13 protein-coding genes are annotated in these 15,494 nt (G+C 64.5%); 6 read left to right on the top strand and 7 right to left on the bottom strand.

Going from position 1 to position 15,494, the window contains the following annotated elements; translation table 11 throughout:
• Positions 1–52 precede the first annotated feature (52 nt).
• The 4 genes from FGL95_RS24020 to FGL95_RS24005 are packed head-to-tail and all read left to right on the top strand — an operon-like array spanning position 53 to position 3,053.
• Positions 53–1,303: a phosphatase PAP2 family protein gene (locus tag FGL95_RS24020; protein WP_240963273.1), complete on the top strand. Its 1,251-nt coding sequence runs from the start codon at positions 53–55 to the stop codon at positions 1,301–1,303.
• Positions 1,304–1,307: 4 nt separating this feature from the next.
• A complete protein-coding gene (locus tag FGL95_RS24015; RefSeq protein ID WP_169591720.1) occupies positions 1,308–1,715 on the top strand; it encodes an NUDIX domain-containing protein in 408 nt (135 codons plus the stop codon).
• Entirely contained in the window at positions 1,715–2,293 is a 579-nt protein-coding gene (locus FGL95_RS24010) for an ASCH domain-containing protein (protein ID WP_169591717.1), read from the top strand. The genes FGL95_RS24015 and FGL95_RS24010 overlap by 1 nt, the downstream gene beginning before the upstream one ends.
• Before the next feature lie 7 nt (positions 2,294–2,300).
• Positions 2,301–3,053: an isocitrate lyase/PEP mutase family protein gene (locus FGL95_RS24005; protein ID WP_169591714.1), complete on the top strand. Its 753-nt coding sequence runs from the start codon at positions 2,301–2,303 to the stop codon at positions 3,051–3,053.
• Positions 3,054–3,120: 67 nt separating this feature from the next.
• On the opposite strand, the gene FGL95_RS24000 is transcribed toward FGL95_RS24005, so the two are convergent.
• The 4 genes from FGL95_RS24000 to FGL95_RS23985 all read right to left on the bottom strand — a co-directional run bounded on the left by FGL95_RS24000 (position 3,121) and on the right by FGL95_RS23985 (position 7,278).
• Positions 3,121–5,292 (bottom strand): AAA family ATPase, encoded by a 2,172-nt coding sequence (locus FGL95_RS24000; RefSeq protein WP_169591711.1) that lies wholly within the window; start codon positions 5,290–5,292, stop codon positions 3,121–3,123.
• Positions 5,289–6,161: a CDP-diacylglycerol--serine O-phosphatidyltransferase gene (gene pssA, locus FGL95_RS23995; RefSeq protein ID WP_338080003.1), complete on the bottom strand. Its 873-nt coding sequence runs from the start codon at positions 6,159–6,161 to the stop codon at positions 5,289–5,291. Before pssA ends, FGL95_RS24000 begins: the two co-directional genes overlap by 4 nt.
• Positions 6,158–6,883 carry a phosphatidylserine decarboxylase gene (locus tag FGL95_RS23990; RefSeq protein ID WP_169591709.1) on the bottom strand — a complete coding sequence of 242 codons (726 nt, stop codon included), beginning with the start codon at positions 6,881–6,883 and terminating at the stop codon, positions 6,158–6,160. The genes pssA and FGL95_RS23990 overlap by 4 nt, the downstream gene beginning before the upstream one ends.
• A 119-nt stretch (positions 6,884–7,002) precedes the next feature.
• Positions 7,003–7,278, bottom strand: a complete 276-nt coding sequence (locus FGL95_RS23985) for a GlsB/YeaQ/YmgE family stress response membrane protein (RefSeq protein ID WP_169591706.1) — start codon at positions 7,276–7,278, stop codon at positions 7,003–7,005.
• 255 nt (positions 7,279–7,533) lie between these two features.
• On the opposite strand from FGL95_RS23985, the gene FGL95_RS23980 reads away from it, so the two are divergent.
• The gene (locus FGL95_RS23980; protein WP_169591704.1) at positions 7,534–8,559 is read left to right on the top strand and encodes a beta-ketoacyl-ACP synthase III; all 1,026 of its coding nucleotides are present in this window, start codon (positions 7,534–7,536) and stop codon (positions 8,557–8,559) included.
• Here FGL95_RS23980 and FGL95_RS23975 read toward each other — a convergent pair.
• The 3 genes from FGL95_RS23975 to FGL95_RS23965 form a co-directional block, all read right to left on the bottom strand.
• Complete coding sequence (locus FGL95_RS23975) at positions 8,556–9,710, bottom strand: PQQ-dependent sugar dehydrogenase (protein ID WP_420838081.1); 1,155 nt, start codon at positions 9,708–9,710, stop codon at positions 8,556–8,558. The two genes, FGL95_RS23980 and FGL95_RS23975, sit on opposite strands and share 4 nt — an antisense overlap.
• A gap of 10 nt (positions 9,711–9,720) precedes the next feature.
• Positions 9,721–10,353 carry a VOC family protein gene (locus tag FGL95_RS23970; RefSeq protein ID WP_169591699.1) on the bottom strand — a complete coding sequence of 211 codons (633 nt, stop codon included), beginning with the start codon at positions 10,351–10,353 and terminating at the stop codon, positions 9,721–9,723.
• Between the two features lie 144 nt (positions 10,354–10,497).
• On the bottom strand, positions 10,498–11,223 hold the full coding sequence (locus FGL95_RS23965) for an SIMPL domain-containing protein (protein WP_169591696.1): 726 nt from the start codon (positions 11,221–11,223) through the stop codon (positions 10,498–10,500).
• A gap of 125 nt (positions 11,224–11,348) precedes the next feature.
• Here FGL95_RS23965 and FGL95_RS23960 point away from each other — a divergent pair, with 125 nt between their 5' ends.
• Positions 11,349–15,458 (top strand): bifunctional nitrate reductase/sulfite reductase flavoprotein subunit alpha, encoded by a 4,110-nt coding sequence (locus FGL95_RS23960; RefSeq protein WP_169591694.1) that lies wholly within the window; start codon positions 11,349–11,351, stop codon positions 15,456–15,458.
• Positions 15,459–15,494: the final 36 nt, after the last annotated feature.

The raw sequence follows: 15,494 nt of genomic DNA, 5'->3' as shown, positions 1-15,494 counted from the left end.
CCCCAAGCGTGGAATCCGGCGTCTGGCGTCGCCGCACGCCTTCCTACCCGGGATGGTCATTGCTTGTGTGGTGCTGATGATCGTCATCCAGGTCATCGCCACTCGCTCGGGTCTGCTCGGACCTGTCTTCGGCCTTGCGAAAGACTTCGTCGCGACTCCGACGTCGTACTCGGTGCCGTGGGCCGGGCTGATCATCGCGATGGTCGGCCTCGACAAACGCATGCGCATCATCACGTTGTCCTCGGCTCTAGCGCTGGACGTCGTGACCGCCGGAATTCGGCTCCTGCTCGGCAACCGACTTGCGCTCGGAAACGGGCCGCTCATCGTGTTGACCGTGCTCGCAGTCTTCGTCGCGGTGCGGTGGACCGGGGTGCAGCGGTCGCTCGCGCTGCGCGGCATGGCGCTCGGAGCACTGCTCATCATGGCGGCGAAGATCGCGGAGACCTGGCTCTTTATTACTTCGTTGACTCGGCCGATGGTGCTCGACGAATACCTCGAAGTCGCGGACCGCGCGCTCGGTAACCCCTCGTGGGTGATGGGCAACGTCGTCGACGCGTCCGGTCCGGTCGGTAGCGCCGTGCTGCACTGGGTCTACAGCGAGCTTCCGTTCGCCGCGATCATCGTCGCGTGCTGGCAGCTACATCGCGTCTACCGCGACCCGGATTCGTGGCCGAGCCACTACCTCGTGCGGACGTTCATCGTCATGGGGCTCATCGGTCCGATCTTTTATTTCCTCTTTCCTGTCGTAGGTCCGATCTTCGCGTTCGGCGCCGAGGGCAACGGCATGCAGGTGATCGACGCGTGGCCGAACCTCGTGCCGTCGCTGAACACCGATCCCGGCGCAATACCGTTCGACAACTTCACTCCGCGCAACTGCATGCCGAGCATGCACACCGCCTGGGTGCTGTCGATCTTCATCCATTCCAGGGGCGGACCGCGCTGGCTGCGGTTCATGGGTAGTTTCTGGCTGGTTGGCACCCTGATGGCGACGCTCGGCTTCGGCTACCACTACGGCGTGGACCTGATTGCGGGCGCGGTCCTGTGCCTCACGGTCGAGTCGGCGCTGCGCGACCCTGAGCGCGGGTGGGGTTGGTTCCGCGTACGGCTCGTCGCCGGCGGTTCTGTGCTGTTCGTCGCGTTGCTGCTGTCGTACCGCTACCTCGCGGTGCCGATCGCCGAGAATGCCGAGATTTCCGCGCCGCTGCTCGTCGGGTCGCTCGTCGTCATGTCTGTCGTCTTCTATCAGACCTTCTGGGGTCGTCGTGCGGTTGCCGCTCCGCAGATCGAGGCTCAGCTAAGCTGACGCCGTGCCCGAGATCCGGACAGCAGCCCTGGCTTACGTTCGCGGTCGGCGGTTGCTGCAGACACGGTCGGTCGACAACGTCGCCTTCTATATGGCGGGCGGGAAGATCGATCCAGGCGAGAGCGCGGAAGACGCGTTGCATCGCGAAATTCGGGAGGAACTCGGGACGCGCGTCGTGCCCGACAGCGTCGAAGAACTTGGTGTCTTCGAGGCCGAGGCATACGGCCATCCTGCGGGCACCGCGCTGCACATGACGTGCTTTATCGCGGACCTGCACGACGAGCCCCGTCCGACGAGCGAGATCGCTGAGCTGCGGTATTTCACCGTTGCCGAATATGCCGCGATGCCGCATGTGGCGCCTGGGTCGATGCTCGTGTTTCGCCGGCTCGCCGATCTCGGTCTGGTGGACTGATGCTGATTCCGCCGACCACCATCGACGGCATCGCAGCAGGCACGATCACCGTGGCGTTCCGGCGGTGGGACAAACCGCGGATCAACGTCGGGTCTCGCATCCGCAATGCCCGTGGCGTCGTCGAAATCACCTCGATCAAGGAAGTCCGCAGGATCACCGAAAAAGACGCGCGGGCAGCCGGATTCGATTCCGCAGCCGCTCTGCTGAAATTGCTCGACAAGAAGTCGACCGGCGATCGGTTGTATCGGATCGGTGTGGCCTACGGCGGTCCGGACCCGCGGCACGCGTTGCGGGAGAGCGGCGACATCGACGCCGACGAGCTTGCCTCGTTGCGAAAACGACTGGCGCGCATGGACGCAGGCACCCCATGGACCCGGACCTACCTCGAGTTGATCGAGAACAATCCGGAAGTCGTGGCACGCGAACTTGCTCCGCTGGTCGGGATGGAACGCGATCCGTTCAAGATCAAGGTTCGCAGGCTCAAAGACCTCGGACTGACCGAAAGTCTCTTGGTCGGGTACCGACTCAGTCCGCGAGGTTGCACCTTCCTGGCGGCCGAGCGCGCACTCGAGCAATGATCGACTGATGACAACCCTGAGCGACTTGGCCGACTCATTCCTGAAGCTGCACCAGCCTGGCAACCCCGCGATCCTGCCGACCGTGTGGGATGCCTGGTCGGCGAACTTGGCGGTCGCGGCAGGCTTCAGCGCCTTGACCGTCGGCAGCCATCCGGTAGCCGATTCCATCGGCAAACCAGACAACGAAGGCATGACGTTCGACGACCTGCTCACGAGAGTCACACAGATCACGGCCGCGGTGACGCTGCCGGTATCAGTCGACATCGAGTCCGGCTATGGACTGGAGCCCGCACGTCTCATCGACGGTTTGCTCGGTGTCGGTGCGGTAGGGCTGAACATCGAGGACACGGTACACAGCGAAGGCGGGCGGCTGCGTGAGCCGCAGGAGCACGCCGATCTCGTAGGGCAGCTACGCCAGGCTGCCGACGAGGCTGAGGTCCGGCTGGTGGTCAACGCACGCACCGATGTCATCGCGCGAAAGATTGGTGACGAGTCCGACCGTGTCGACCGCGCCATCGCGCGACTGAAGCTAGCGGCGGCCGCGGGCGCCGACGTGTTGTATCCCGTTGGCGTGCACAGCGATGCGGTGCAGCGTCGACTGACCGCCGAGTTGCCGTTACCGGTGAACGCGATTGCGCTGCCGGACAAGACCGACAAGGCGCAGTTGGCCGATCAAGGTGTTGCGCGGGTCAGCTTCGGCCCGTTCCTACAGTTCGCGCTCGCGGCCGAGGCGAATCGATTGCTCGCGCTCTGGCAGTGACCCCCACCCTCGTGAGTCTTTTAGGAGTCTATGGACTCCTAAAAGACTCACGAGGGTGGGAAGGGACTCAGCCCGAACGATTCTCGGCGTAAGCCTTCAAAGCCGCGACCTGTACGGGATCGAGCGACGGCCGGACCGCCTTGCGTGCCGATGCGACGTCGGCGGCGGTGACGTCGGCGACGTCGACGCTGCGTCGCATCGCGGCCAATGCGGCTTCGCGCAGCAGCGCCGAACAGTCGGCGGCCGAGTAACCGTCGAGGTCGTCGGCGAGCGCGTCAAGGTCTACGTCGTCGGCCAGCGGCACCGCGCGCCCGGTCGTGCGCAGAATCTCTCTGCGCGCCATCGCGTCCGGCGGGGAAACGAAGACGAGCCGCTCGAGCCGCCCGGGCCGCAGGAGCGCCGGGTCGATCAGTTCGGGCCGGTTGGTGGCGCCGAGCACGACGACGTCACGTAAGGCCTCGATCCCGTCGAGTTCGGTCAGCAGCGCCGCAACCACGCGGTCGGTGACACCGGAGTCCGAACTCTGGCCACGGCGTGGTGCCAGCGCGTCCACTTCGTCCAGGAAGATCAGCGACGGCGCGGAATCTCTCGCGCGCTGGAACAATTCGCGGACCGCCTTCTCCGAGGCGCCGACCCACTTGTCCATGAGCTCGGCGCCTTTGACGGCATGCACGCTGAGCTGGCCGGTGCTGGCCAGCGCGCGGACGAGGTAGGTCTTTCCACAGCCGGGCGGTCCGTAGAGTAGGACACCGCGAGGCGGGTCGACGCCGAGGCGGGCGAACGAATCCGGGTGGCGCAACGGCCACAACACCGCTTCGGTGAGCGCCTGCTTCGTCTCGATCATGTCGCCGACGTCGTCGAGTGTGAGGCTGCCGACCGCGAGTTCCTCGGTGCCGGAACGAGACAGCGGACGGATCACCTCGAGGGCGCCTAGAAGATCGTCTTGCTCGAGCACCGGTTCTTCGCGAGACTTGCTCGCGCGCGACGCGGCACGCAGCGCAGCTTCACGGCACAAGGCTGCCAGGTCTGCGACGACGAATCCAGGTGTGCGGGCGGCGATGTCGTCGAGTTTGAGCGTTCCCGTCGGCACTTTCCGAAGCAGTAGTTCCAGCAGCGCTTTTCGAATCGCGCCGTCCGGAAGATTAAGGGCGAGTTCGCGATCGCAGAGTTGCGGATCTCGCAGCCGTGCATCGACGGAATCCGGATGCGCAGTCGTGGCAAGAAAAGCGACGCCAGGTGTTCGAACGGCGGCGCGGAGCTGATCGAGAATCAGTGTCGCAACAGGTTCGGGCTCGTTCGGTAGAAGAGCGTCGATATCGGTGATCACCAGAACACCGCCCGCCGCGACCGTGGCGACCGCATCCGCAACCGCACGGAGGCGGGCGCCGATGTCGAGGGAGCCCACGCTCGGACCGTCGAGCTCGACGAGCTTGCGTCCGACCGGAACCGCCCGCGCGAGGGTGGCCTTGCCGACGCCGGCAGGGCCGGTGATCATGACGGCGAGATGTGGTGAAGCGCCCAGCTTCTTCAGCAGCTCGGGCTCGTCGAGGGCAAGGCCGAGCCATTCTTTGAGCTTGGCCGCCTGTGCGGTCGCGCCGACCAGGTCTTCGACTGGGACGACCGGCGTCGGGGCGACCATGTCGACGGAATCGACAGCTGAAGTCGCGCCGGGTGCCGCGCCGGCACCCCAGTCGACTGCCGTGTTGGGCTGGACACTCACCGGCCCGGGGGATGGGTCCGCGCTGGTGACGGTGAGCAACTCCGAGGTCCACGCGACGCCGAAGGTGCGGGAAAGTGCTTGTGCTGCTGCAGCTGTGCTCGTGCCGGGACCGAGGTCGCGCGGCAGCAGCGAGACTGTGTCGCCGACGGTCACGACCTTTCCGAGCAAGGCTTGCCGCAATGTCTGCGCCGAAATCGATTGGGTCGCCAGCGCCGATCCGCTCACGCACACGCGTTTTGCGCCGTACACCGGCACCGGGGACACGACGATCGAGGCGTCTTCTTTGATCCCCGCGTTCGAGAGGGTCACGTCGTCGAGCAGCGCGATCCCGGTAGGTGTTCCGGGCGGTGCGATTCCGGCGACCGCAGCGGTCCTGCGCGAGCCGACCAGGGCAATGCCGTCCCATTCCCGCAACCCCAACGCGGTCAGCACTTCTGGGTGCAGCCGGACGACGCCGCGGCGGGTGTCGGCGGCCGAACTGTTCAGCCGGGCGGTGAGTGCCAGCTCGGGCATCGTCACCGGTCTCCGGGCCGTCGCAGACGCAAACGGGCGGAGGACCTGCGCCGACGGTCGGGTGCGCGCCGGATCGCGCGCCGCTCGGCTCGACGTTCGGCAGGCTTTCGATCCCAGGATTCGGGTCGGGCGGCGACCCAGCGCTGCGACCGGATCGCAAACGGAATGTGCGCCAGGTACATCGCCACGAGAACCATCAGAAGGACCAGTGGATAGGTAACGAGTGCCGCTGCGGCGATCGCGACAAGAACGAGCAACACCGATGCGAGATGCGGCGGCACTGAGAACGATTTCATCGCCAGCGTCGGGATGCGGCTGACGATCAGCGCGGCCGACAACACGGTCCAGCCTGCGACCAAGTAGTAGCCGTCCCACCAGCCGCGGCCCCATTGTTCGAACGCAGCGATGGGCAACAGCGCTATCAGTGCACCTGCGGGCGCGGGCACGCCGACGAAGAATTCGCGCGCGTAACTCGGGCGGGTGTCGTCGTCGAGCAGTGTGTTGAATCGCGCCAACCGCAGCACGATGCTGACTGCATAGATCAGGGCGACGATCCAGCCGGTCGGACTGTCTTCGAGCAGCGTCGTATAGAGAATCAGTGCAGGTGCGACACCGAACGAGATTGCGTCGGACAGCGAATCGAGCTCAGCGCCCATCTTGGAAGTCGCGTCGAGCAGTCGCGCGATCCGGCCGTCGAGAGTGTCGAGGACTGCTGCCGCGCCGATCATCGCGAGCGAGATGCTGAGCTCGTCGTCGAGCGCGAATTTGACGGCAGACAGCCCCGCGCACAAGGCAAGGATCGTGATGACGCTCGGGAGCAGGCGCACCGGACGAATACGGCGCGCACGCCCCGAGAGCGACTTCCTCGTGCTCACGGTTCTGATTGCGAGAGCTCGGCCAGCACCGTCTCGGCGCCCACCGCCCGCTGGCCGCGTTCCACGAGTAGCCGCGTGCCGATGGGGAAGTAGGTGTCGACGCGTGAGCCGAATCTGATCAAGCCGTAGGTGTCGCCGATCGCGATCGTGTCACCGACCTCGGGCTCGCAGATGATCCGTCGCGCGAGCAGCCCTGCGATCTGCACGACCGCAATCTGTTCGCCTGCTGGGGTCTCCAGCAGCATGCTCGTACGTTCGTTGCGGTCGCTGGCTTCCGGCAAGTCAGCCGAAAGGAATTGGCCCGGTTGGTGAATGACCGTCTTGACCGTTCCGCCGACGGGGCTGCGCTGCACGTGCACGTCGAGCACCGACAAAAAGATGCTGACGCGGGGACGCGGTTCGTCGCCGAGGTTGAGCTCAGGCGGCGCGGGCGCAGTATCGACAAGGGCGATTTCGCCGTCAGCCGGTGAGACCACAACTCCGGGCCGGTTCGGCGGCGTGCGGTGCGGATGCCGGAAGAACGCGGCGGATGCGCCCGCCGATGCGAGGCTGACGCGACGTAGCCACGTGCGATTTCGTCCCAGCGCCGCAACGGCGAGTGGGGCGAGCACGAACGGAAGGCCGGCGGGATGAAGGGGTGGGACCGCCGCGCGCACGAGATCGACGACGTGTCGAACGCTCGTTTGCGGGGGAGTGCCGAGGGGGGTTGGTCGGCGTGCCACGGGCTCCTCTAACTTCTTCGGATCTTCGGATACGCCGGGGTCGCGCAAATTTGCGAATACCGGCCGCTCACACCTTACGTGAGCGGCCTGGCATCGAACGTTCGTTGGTGGGACTGGCGTCAGGTTCGGCTCATCCTGCCGCTGACGAACTTGTAGATGACGAGAAGGATCACGGCGCCGACGATCGCACCCAAGAAGGCGTGGTTGACGGGTGGAGTGATGTCGAATTTATGCGGTGCGAACACGAGGCTGCCGAGCGTGCCACCGACGAAGCCGCCGACGACACCGAGGACGATCGTTCCGATCCAGCCGAAGTTCTCTTTACCGGGTACGAGAAGCCTCGCGACTGCACCCGCGAGAAGCCCGATCACGATCGTAGAAATGATGCCCCACATGGGAGTTCCCTTTCTCCTGCGAACGCACTCAGGGCGCTGAGTGCGGGGTCAACCGTAGGTCAACAACACCACAATTGCAGCCGTTTGGCGACGGCAAATGTGTGTCGTGCCAGTTGTTTCCTGACGACTGCAAAACGGGCATACCCAGCCCGCGGGAGGCGGAAACAACGTGGCTCGTGCGACGTCTCGAACGGTCCAGTAGAATATGAGGGGCCCTCACTTTTTGGAATCAACGCTGACGCCAGGAGCCCGACAATGCCCACACAGATCGCGACTACGACGGGCGTGCGGAACACTTCGATCCTCGGGCTCGGCGTATATCGCCCGGCACGGATCGTGACCAACGATGAGGTCGCCGGCGCGATCGATTCGAGCGACGAATGGATCCGGACGCGGTCCGGGATCAAGACGCGGCGCTTCTGCGGTCCGGACGAGACCGTACTCACCATGAGCATCGAGGCGTCGAAGGATGCGATCGAGGCGGCGGGTATCGCGCCTGACCAAGTCGACTGTGTAGTGGTGGCCACGTCGACGTGGCTGCTGCTCACCCCCGCCGCTGCCCCACAGATCGCGAGTGGCCTCGGGATGAAGGCCACAGCTGCATTCGACATCTCGGCAGGCTGTGCCGGGTTCTGTCACGGTGTCTCGCTCGCAGCGGACATGGTCCGCAGCGGAACGGCGCGCCACGTTCTCGTCGTCGGCGTCGAACGCCTCACCGACACTCTCGATTTCACCGACCGCTCCACAGCGTTCCTGTTCGGCGACGGCGCGGGCGCTGTCGTGGTCGGGCCGTCAGACGCCAACGGCATCGGCCCGACCGTCTGGGGTTCGGAAGGTGAAAGCTGGAAGGCGATCCGCCAGACCAAGGACTGGATGGAGTTCTTCAACGAGATCGACGCGACAGGCACGGACGCGACTCGGCCCTACCTGACGATGGAAGGCACGACGGTCTTCCGCTGGGCCGCACACTCGCTCGAAAAAGTGTGCCGCGAAGCGCTCGACCGGGCAGGCGTCACCACCGAGCAGTTGGACGCACTCATCCCGCATCAGGCCAATGGCCGTATCACCGAGGTGATGTCCCGAATTCTGAAGCTGCCGGACGACTGTGCAGTCGCCAACGACATCGAAACAAGCGGGAACACGTCGGCAGCGTCGATTCCGCTCGCCATGGACACGATGCTGCGCAACGGCGAAGCCAAAGCCGGTGACACGGCGCTACTCATCGCCTTCGGCGCTGGGCTGTCCTACGCCTCGCAGGTCGTGACGCTTCCAGGGCTCTAACCCGAGGCGCGGGGGGTCACGCGCAGGACGACGTCGTTGTCGCCGTTGTCGGTTGTGACGAGCAACGACCCGTCCGGCTGCGCGGCGACCGTTCGGATGCGTCCGAATCTCCCGTCGAGTTCCGCGGGCGCGACCTCGTCGACCACGGTTGTGCCGTCGTCGGACAGTCGCAGCAACCGCACGTGGGTGCCTTTCAACACGCCGATAGCGAGCGCGCCGTCCCACGGTGCCCACGAGGGTCCGGTGATGAAGCTGGCGCTTGCCGTGGCGATCGTGGACGATCCCGAACTCCACACCGCCGCAATCGCTCCCGGTACCCGCTCCGGATCGGTCATCGGGACGGATTCGTCGTACCTGTTCGGATTACGGTCCGGCTTCCAGCCGTAGTTGCCGCCCGAGCGCAGCAGGTTCACCTCGTCGTCCCTGCTCGAACCTTGTTCGACGGAGTAGATCTGGTCCGTGCCCGGCCGGAGCGCGAGACCTTGGACATTGCGGTGACCGAGTGTGTAGACAGGGCTGTCGGGGAAGGGATTTCCCGCAGCGGGTCGTCCGGTGCCGGCATCGAAGTGCAGGACCTTGCCGCCGAGCGAACCGAGGTCCTGCGGGATGGTCGGGCGCGCGGAATCACCGGTCGCGACGAAGAGCGTGCCGTCCGGCATGGGCAGGATGCGGCAGCCACCGTGTCGACCATTGCTGACGGGCAAGCCAGTGAGCACCGTGCCCGTTCGGGTGAGCTGCGACCATGCCGGGTCGACCGTCCATGCGATGACCCGGATGTCGGTCGTCTGGCTGTCCCGAAAGCCCTGACAGGTGAACACCTTCCGGCTCTGTGCGAAGTCTGTCGCCAATGCAATTGCCATGAGTCCGGTCTCACTGTTGGCGAACAGATCGTCGAGATCGGCCGCAACTGCCGTCGGCTCGCCACCTGGTCTGCGTACGACGAAACGGCCGCTGCGTTCGCCGGTCAGGACCGTTCCGTCCGGCGCTGCCACGACATCCCACGGATGGTCCAGGTCGGCCATGACGGTCGTGACATCCAGCGCGGGAAAGGTCGACGGCGGCTTGGGTGTTGGCTGGACCGGTTCGTCGGTACCGCATGCCGCCAGGCATGCCGCAACGACGATGCAATCGATCAACCGTCTTGCGCGCACACAATCCAGGCTACGTGGATTGCACCTGGGCCATGATCGCCAACGGATGACCATCGGGATCGTTGAAGAACGCCATCCATTCCTCGACGCCGGACGGATGCTTGAAGATCATGTGCGGTGCGCCGAGGAATTCGATTCCGCGCGAGGCTAATTCGTCGAATGCGCTCTGGATGTCATCGACGCGGAAATACAGCACGGACTGTTCGGCCACCATGCCGCTCTCCGCTGCGGTGAGAAACAGTCGGGTTCCGCCGCAGTCGAAGAAGGCTAGGTCGCCGTAGGTGAACAGATGCGGCAGTCCGAGTGTGGTGCCGTACCACTGCTCGGCGACTGCAATGTCGCTGACGGTCCGGGAGACTTGGCCGAGCGGTCCGAGGTGGAGGGTCATCGCGTCGTCTCCTCGAGGTTGCGCGGTCGGGCTGTCGTACGGGGCGCCGCGCCAGGTCTTCAACTCGGTACGGCGCGAGAGGCCGAGCTTCATGAGCGCGTTGGCGACGTGATACTTCACCGCGTCGACACTGATCCCGCGCCGACTTGCGATCTGCCGATTCGACAGTCCGTGGCGAACGGCGTCGACCACCCGCCATTCCGCAGGCGTCAGCACATCCGGGTGGCGGGGTCGGCCACGGTTGTTGCTGCTCACGGCGATAACGCTAATCCCGCATCGCCCGAATTACCCTCCCCCGTGCGCGCGTCTCACCCCCTGAGGGGTGAAATTCGCGCACAGTTCGCGCGGCACAACCGTGCGTGATTTTCACCCCGGAGAGGGTGAGACGCGCGCACGGGGCTAGTTCAGGCTCCACTTCACCGTGACCTGGAAACTGACCGTCTGTTGACCAGGCTCGACGGCGAAGTCCGCCGCTGCCGACTTCTCCTGCAGCAGCGGACTCGGGGATGGCGTGTTACCGCCGACCTCGCTGATGGTGATCACGCTGCCCAGCGATTCGCCCGACAACTGCGCGTACTGCTCGGCGCGGGACTTCGCGTCGTTGAATGCGCGCTCGCGCGCTTGTTTCAGCAGCTCGGTGTCGTCCTTGATGTCGAACGAAATGCTGCCGAGGCGCGCGTTGTCACCACCGGCCTTGACCGCTTTGTCGAGGATTTCCGACGCCTTCGACAGGTCGCGCACCACGATCCGGACCGTGTTGGTCGCGCGGTATCCAGAAATGGTCGACGTACCGCCGGCCTGGCCGGGGGTCGAATACTCGGGCTGGATGGACAGTTCACTCGTCTTGATGTCTTCCTTGGCGACGCCCGCCGCGCCCAGTGCGTCGATCATCGCGTTTGCGCGGTCGTTCATCGCGCTGACGGCACCCGAGACGTCCTTGGCGGTGGCCTCGATGCCGACCGATGCGTTCATCACATCGGGGGTCCCCTGGACCTCGCCCGTCCCGACGACAGTGACCTCGCCTTTGCCGTCCGATTTTGCGTCGCTCGTACACCCGGTCAACAGCAATGCGGCGGCCGCCGTACCCGCGAGCAGGCAAGTTGTGATGCGCTGAGTTTTCCTCATGGCCGCGAGTCTACGTGTGACGTTCGTCGCTTCTCAGGACGCGAAACGCGTCGGTGAGGGATAAATGACCTCCGCCGAACCTGTTCGGAAACGTCGTTGAAACCTGCGGCAGTCACGATGCCAATATGTCCCCTGACCAGAGCACACAGACGAGGACCGCATGTTCGTACTGCGGCGTCGGCTGTGGCGTGCTGGTCGAGACCAAAGACGACTCGCAGACTGGCGCTCGAGTAATAGCCAAAGTCTCGGGCGACAAGCTGCATCCTGCCAACTTCGGTCGGTTGTGCACGAAGGGCGCAACGCACGCGGAGATGATGGTGGCCTCCGGCCGAATGGACACCGCATTCATCAGAAGCCATCGAGGCGCTACGCCGGAGCCTATCGACGTCGACGCGGCAGTCCGAGAAGCAGCCGCTCGATTGCGCAAGATCGTCGACGAACATGGACCGGACGCGGTCGCGCTCTACGTGTCGGGCCAGATGTCGATCGAAGCGCAGTACCTGGCGAACAAACTCGCCAAGGGATTCCTGCGGACCGTGCACATCGAGTCGAATTCTCGGTTGTGTATGGCGAGTGCGGGCAGCGGCTACAAGCAGTCACTCGGCGCGGACGGTCCACCCGGTTCGTACACGGACTTCGAGTCTGCCGACGTCTTCTTCGTGATCGGCGCCAACATGGCCGATTGCCATCCCATTCTGTTCCTGCGCATGGCGGACCGCCTCAAGCAAGGCGCCAAGCTCATCGTCGTCGACCCCCGACGGACCGCAACCGCCGACCGCGCGGACCTCTACCTTCAGATCGCTCCCGGGACCGACCTGGCGTTGCTCAACGGGATTCTTTACCTGCTCGTCGAAAACGGCTGGATCGACGAGGACTTCATCGCTCAGTACACCGACGGCTGGGATGGCATGCCGGAATTCCTCGCCGACTACACGCCGGATCGCGTCAGTGCGATCACTGGGTTGGAAGTCGCGGATATCCGGACCGCAGCTCAGTGGATCGGTGAGTCCGGCGAGTGGATGACCTGCTGGACGATGGGGTTGAACCAGAGCACCCATGGCACGTGGAATACGAACGCGATCTGCAACCTCCATCTCGCTACGGGGGCGATCTGCCGTCCGGGTAGCGGTCCGTTGTCGCTGACCGGTCAGCCGAACGCCATGGGCGGCCGCGAAATGGGTTATATGGGGCCAGGTTTGCCGGGTCAGCGGTCCGTTGTTTCGGCCGACGATCGCGAATTCGTCGAGCAGGCTTGGGGTTTGGAAGCGGGAACGATACGCACCGACATCGGTCCGGGGACGATCGAGATGTTCGACCAGCTCGGCAAGGGCGACATCAAGGCCTGCTGGATCATCTGTACCAATCCGGTTGCCACCGTGGCGAATCGGAAGACGGTCGTCGCCGGGCTCGAGGCGGCTGAGCTGGTCATCACCCAAGACGCCTACACCGAGACGGCGACGAATGCCTATGCCGACATCATGTTGCCCGCGACGATGTGGGCGGAGGCCGACGCGGTCTACGTGAACTCGGAGCGGAATCTGACGCTCTTGCAACGGTCTATCGAACCTGCTGGCGACGCGCGACCCGACTGGATGCTCATCGCCCAGGTCGCCGCGGCGCTGGGATTCGAGAAAGACTTCGCATACACCAGTAGCGAAGAGATCTTCGACGAGATTCGCGGTTTCTGGAACCCGAAGACGGGCTACGACTTACGCGGCGCGACGTACGAACGGCTGCGCGACACTCCGGTGCAGTGGCCGTGCCCTCCCGACGACGACGCAGACCGTCATCCCATCCGCTACATCAACGACGGCATGAGCCAGACGTTGCACGTCGACGAGTCCGGTAGTCAACCGCGCCTTGCCTTTCCGACGCCGACGAGGCGCGCGCAGTTTCTCGCCCGTCCGCATCTGCCGCCGAACGAAATGCCGGACGACGACTACCCCTTCGTGCTCAATACTGGCCGGCTGCAACATCAATGGCACACCTTGACCAAGACCGGCAAGGTGGCCAAGCTCAACAAGCTAAACCCCGGACCGTTCATCGAGGTGCACCCGAGCGACGCCGAGCGCCTTGAAATTGCGGCCGACGACCAGGTCGAAATCGCGTCCAGGCGGGGCAGAGCAGTGCTGCCTGCGGTGATCACCGATCGAGTCAGGCCTGGCAACTGCTTCGCGCCGTTTCACTGGAACGACGAGCACGGCGAGTACGTCACTATCAACGCCGTCACGAACGACGCAGTTGATGTCGACTCATTGCAGCCCGAATTCAAAGCCTGCGCAGTGACTTTGCGTCGTGTGTCGCAGGTATCCAAGCCGACTGCAGTGGCCGAACCGCCACGCGGTTCGGCGAGCCACCCACTAGCATCGGCACTCGGTATCGACCTTGCACCACCGGAACTGTCGGCGGCCGAGAAGTTCTACGTCGGTGGCTTCCTATCCGCGCTGCATCTGGCTCCACCCGATCGACTGCCGGTCTTGCCTCGCGAAGCGCCGGTGTCGGAATCGGCGCGGTTGTGGATCGACGGGATGCTGGCCGGTACCTATTCGAGAGTCTCGGTGCCGCAGTCGTCGTCGGTCGGCGTGCTGGACGAGGACCGAGTGCGGGGCCGCTCGGTCGTCGTGCTGTGGGCCTCGCAGACCGGCAACGCCGAAGGTTGCGCGGAGCTTTGCGCGGCAGAGCTTGCCACGCACGGACTTACACCACGACTTGTGGACATGGACACCTGCGAACTAGCCGAATTGGCTTCAGCTCGTGACGTCCTGATCATCACCAGCACGTTCGGTGACGGCGGACCGCCGGACAACGGCGCCGACTTCTGGTCGCGACTTTCAGCCGCCGACGCACCGGCGATGAAAGACGTTCGCTATGCGCTCTTCGCGATGGGCGATTCGTCCTACGACGACTTCTGCGGTCACGGCCGGGCCATCGACACTCGAATGAGCGCGCTCGGTGCAACGCCGTTGCTGCCGCGCGTCGACAGCGAACCCGATTTCGAAGAGCCATTTCGGGATTGGCTCGATCGGGCGGTCAAAGCCCTCGATTCGCAAGAGGCGATGAAGATTTCACCGCCGCGCGGTCCGATGACGCCGCGTGGGTCGACCACGATCACGTCCTCGTTCACGCGCTCGGCGCCGGTGTTGGCTCGGTTGTCCCGTAACACGCCATTGACACTGAATGGCTCGTCGAAGGAAGTCCGACAGTTCGGCTTCGACATCTCCGAGTACAACGTCACCTACGACGCGGGTGACGCGCTCGGTGTGTACCCGGCCAATCGTCCGGGGGTGGTTCAGGATTGGCTTACGGTAACCGGTCTGGACGCGAACTCGGAGCTGTCGATCGACGATCGCGAGGTTCGGCTCGAGGACGCGTTGCGCTCACGGTTCGACATTTGCCGCGTATCGACGGACCTGCTGCAATTCATCGCCGAACGCAACCATGATCCGCGACTGGCGAAACTGCTGCGCCGGGACAACCGCAACGAACTCGACAAGTTCCTCTGGGCCAAACAGGCCGTCGACGTCCTGCGGGAATTCCCAGTCGCTGCGGACCTGTCGGAATGGCGATCGGTGCTCAAAACGATGCAACCGCGGATGTATTCGATCTCGTCGAGTCCGCTCGTGAGTCCGCACGAGGTCCAGCTGACGGTCTCTGTCGTCCGATTCGAAGCGGACAGCGGCGATGCGCGGGGCGGTGTCTGCTCCACGTTCCTCGCCGACGGTGCAGTGGACCGCTCGGTCGCGGTCTTCCTGCAGCGTGCGCCGCATTTCCGTCCGCCCGCCGATCCGACAACTCCGATGATCATGGTCGGCCCAGGAACCGGAATTGCACCGTTCCGCGGTTTCCTCCAGGAACGTCGCGAACTCGGCTGCTCGGGCAAGAACTGGCTCTTCTTCGGCGAACAGCGCGAAGCGACCAACTTCTACTACCGCGACGAACTCGACGGCATGGTCGAAGACGGCTTCCTGAACCGCCTGGACCTTGCGTTCTCGCGAGATCAGCGCGAGCGGGTCTATGTCCAGGACCGCATGATCGAGCACGGCGCCGAATTGTGGCGCTGGCTGGATGCCGGTGCGCACTTCTACGTCTGCGGCGACGCCGCGCGCATGGCGAAAGATGTCGACGAGACGCTACTCAAGATCGCCCAGATCCACGGCAATCTCGGTCCCGACGAAGCCGTGGCTTTCAAGAAGAAGCTCACGGCCGAAAAGCGTTACGTCCGAGACGTTTACTGACCTGCTCGTGAGTCTTTTTGGAGTCTATAGACTCCA

Source organism: Antrihabitans stalactiti (assembly GCF_012932915.1).
Classification (GTDB): Bacteria; Actinomycetota; Actinomycetes; order Mycobacteriales; family Mycobacteriaceae; genus Antrihabitans; species Antrihabitans stalactiti.
This window is presented reverse-complemented; position numbering and strand designations above follow the sequence as displayed.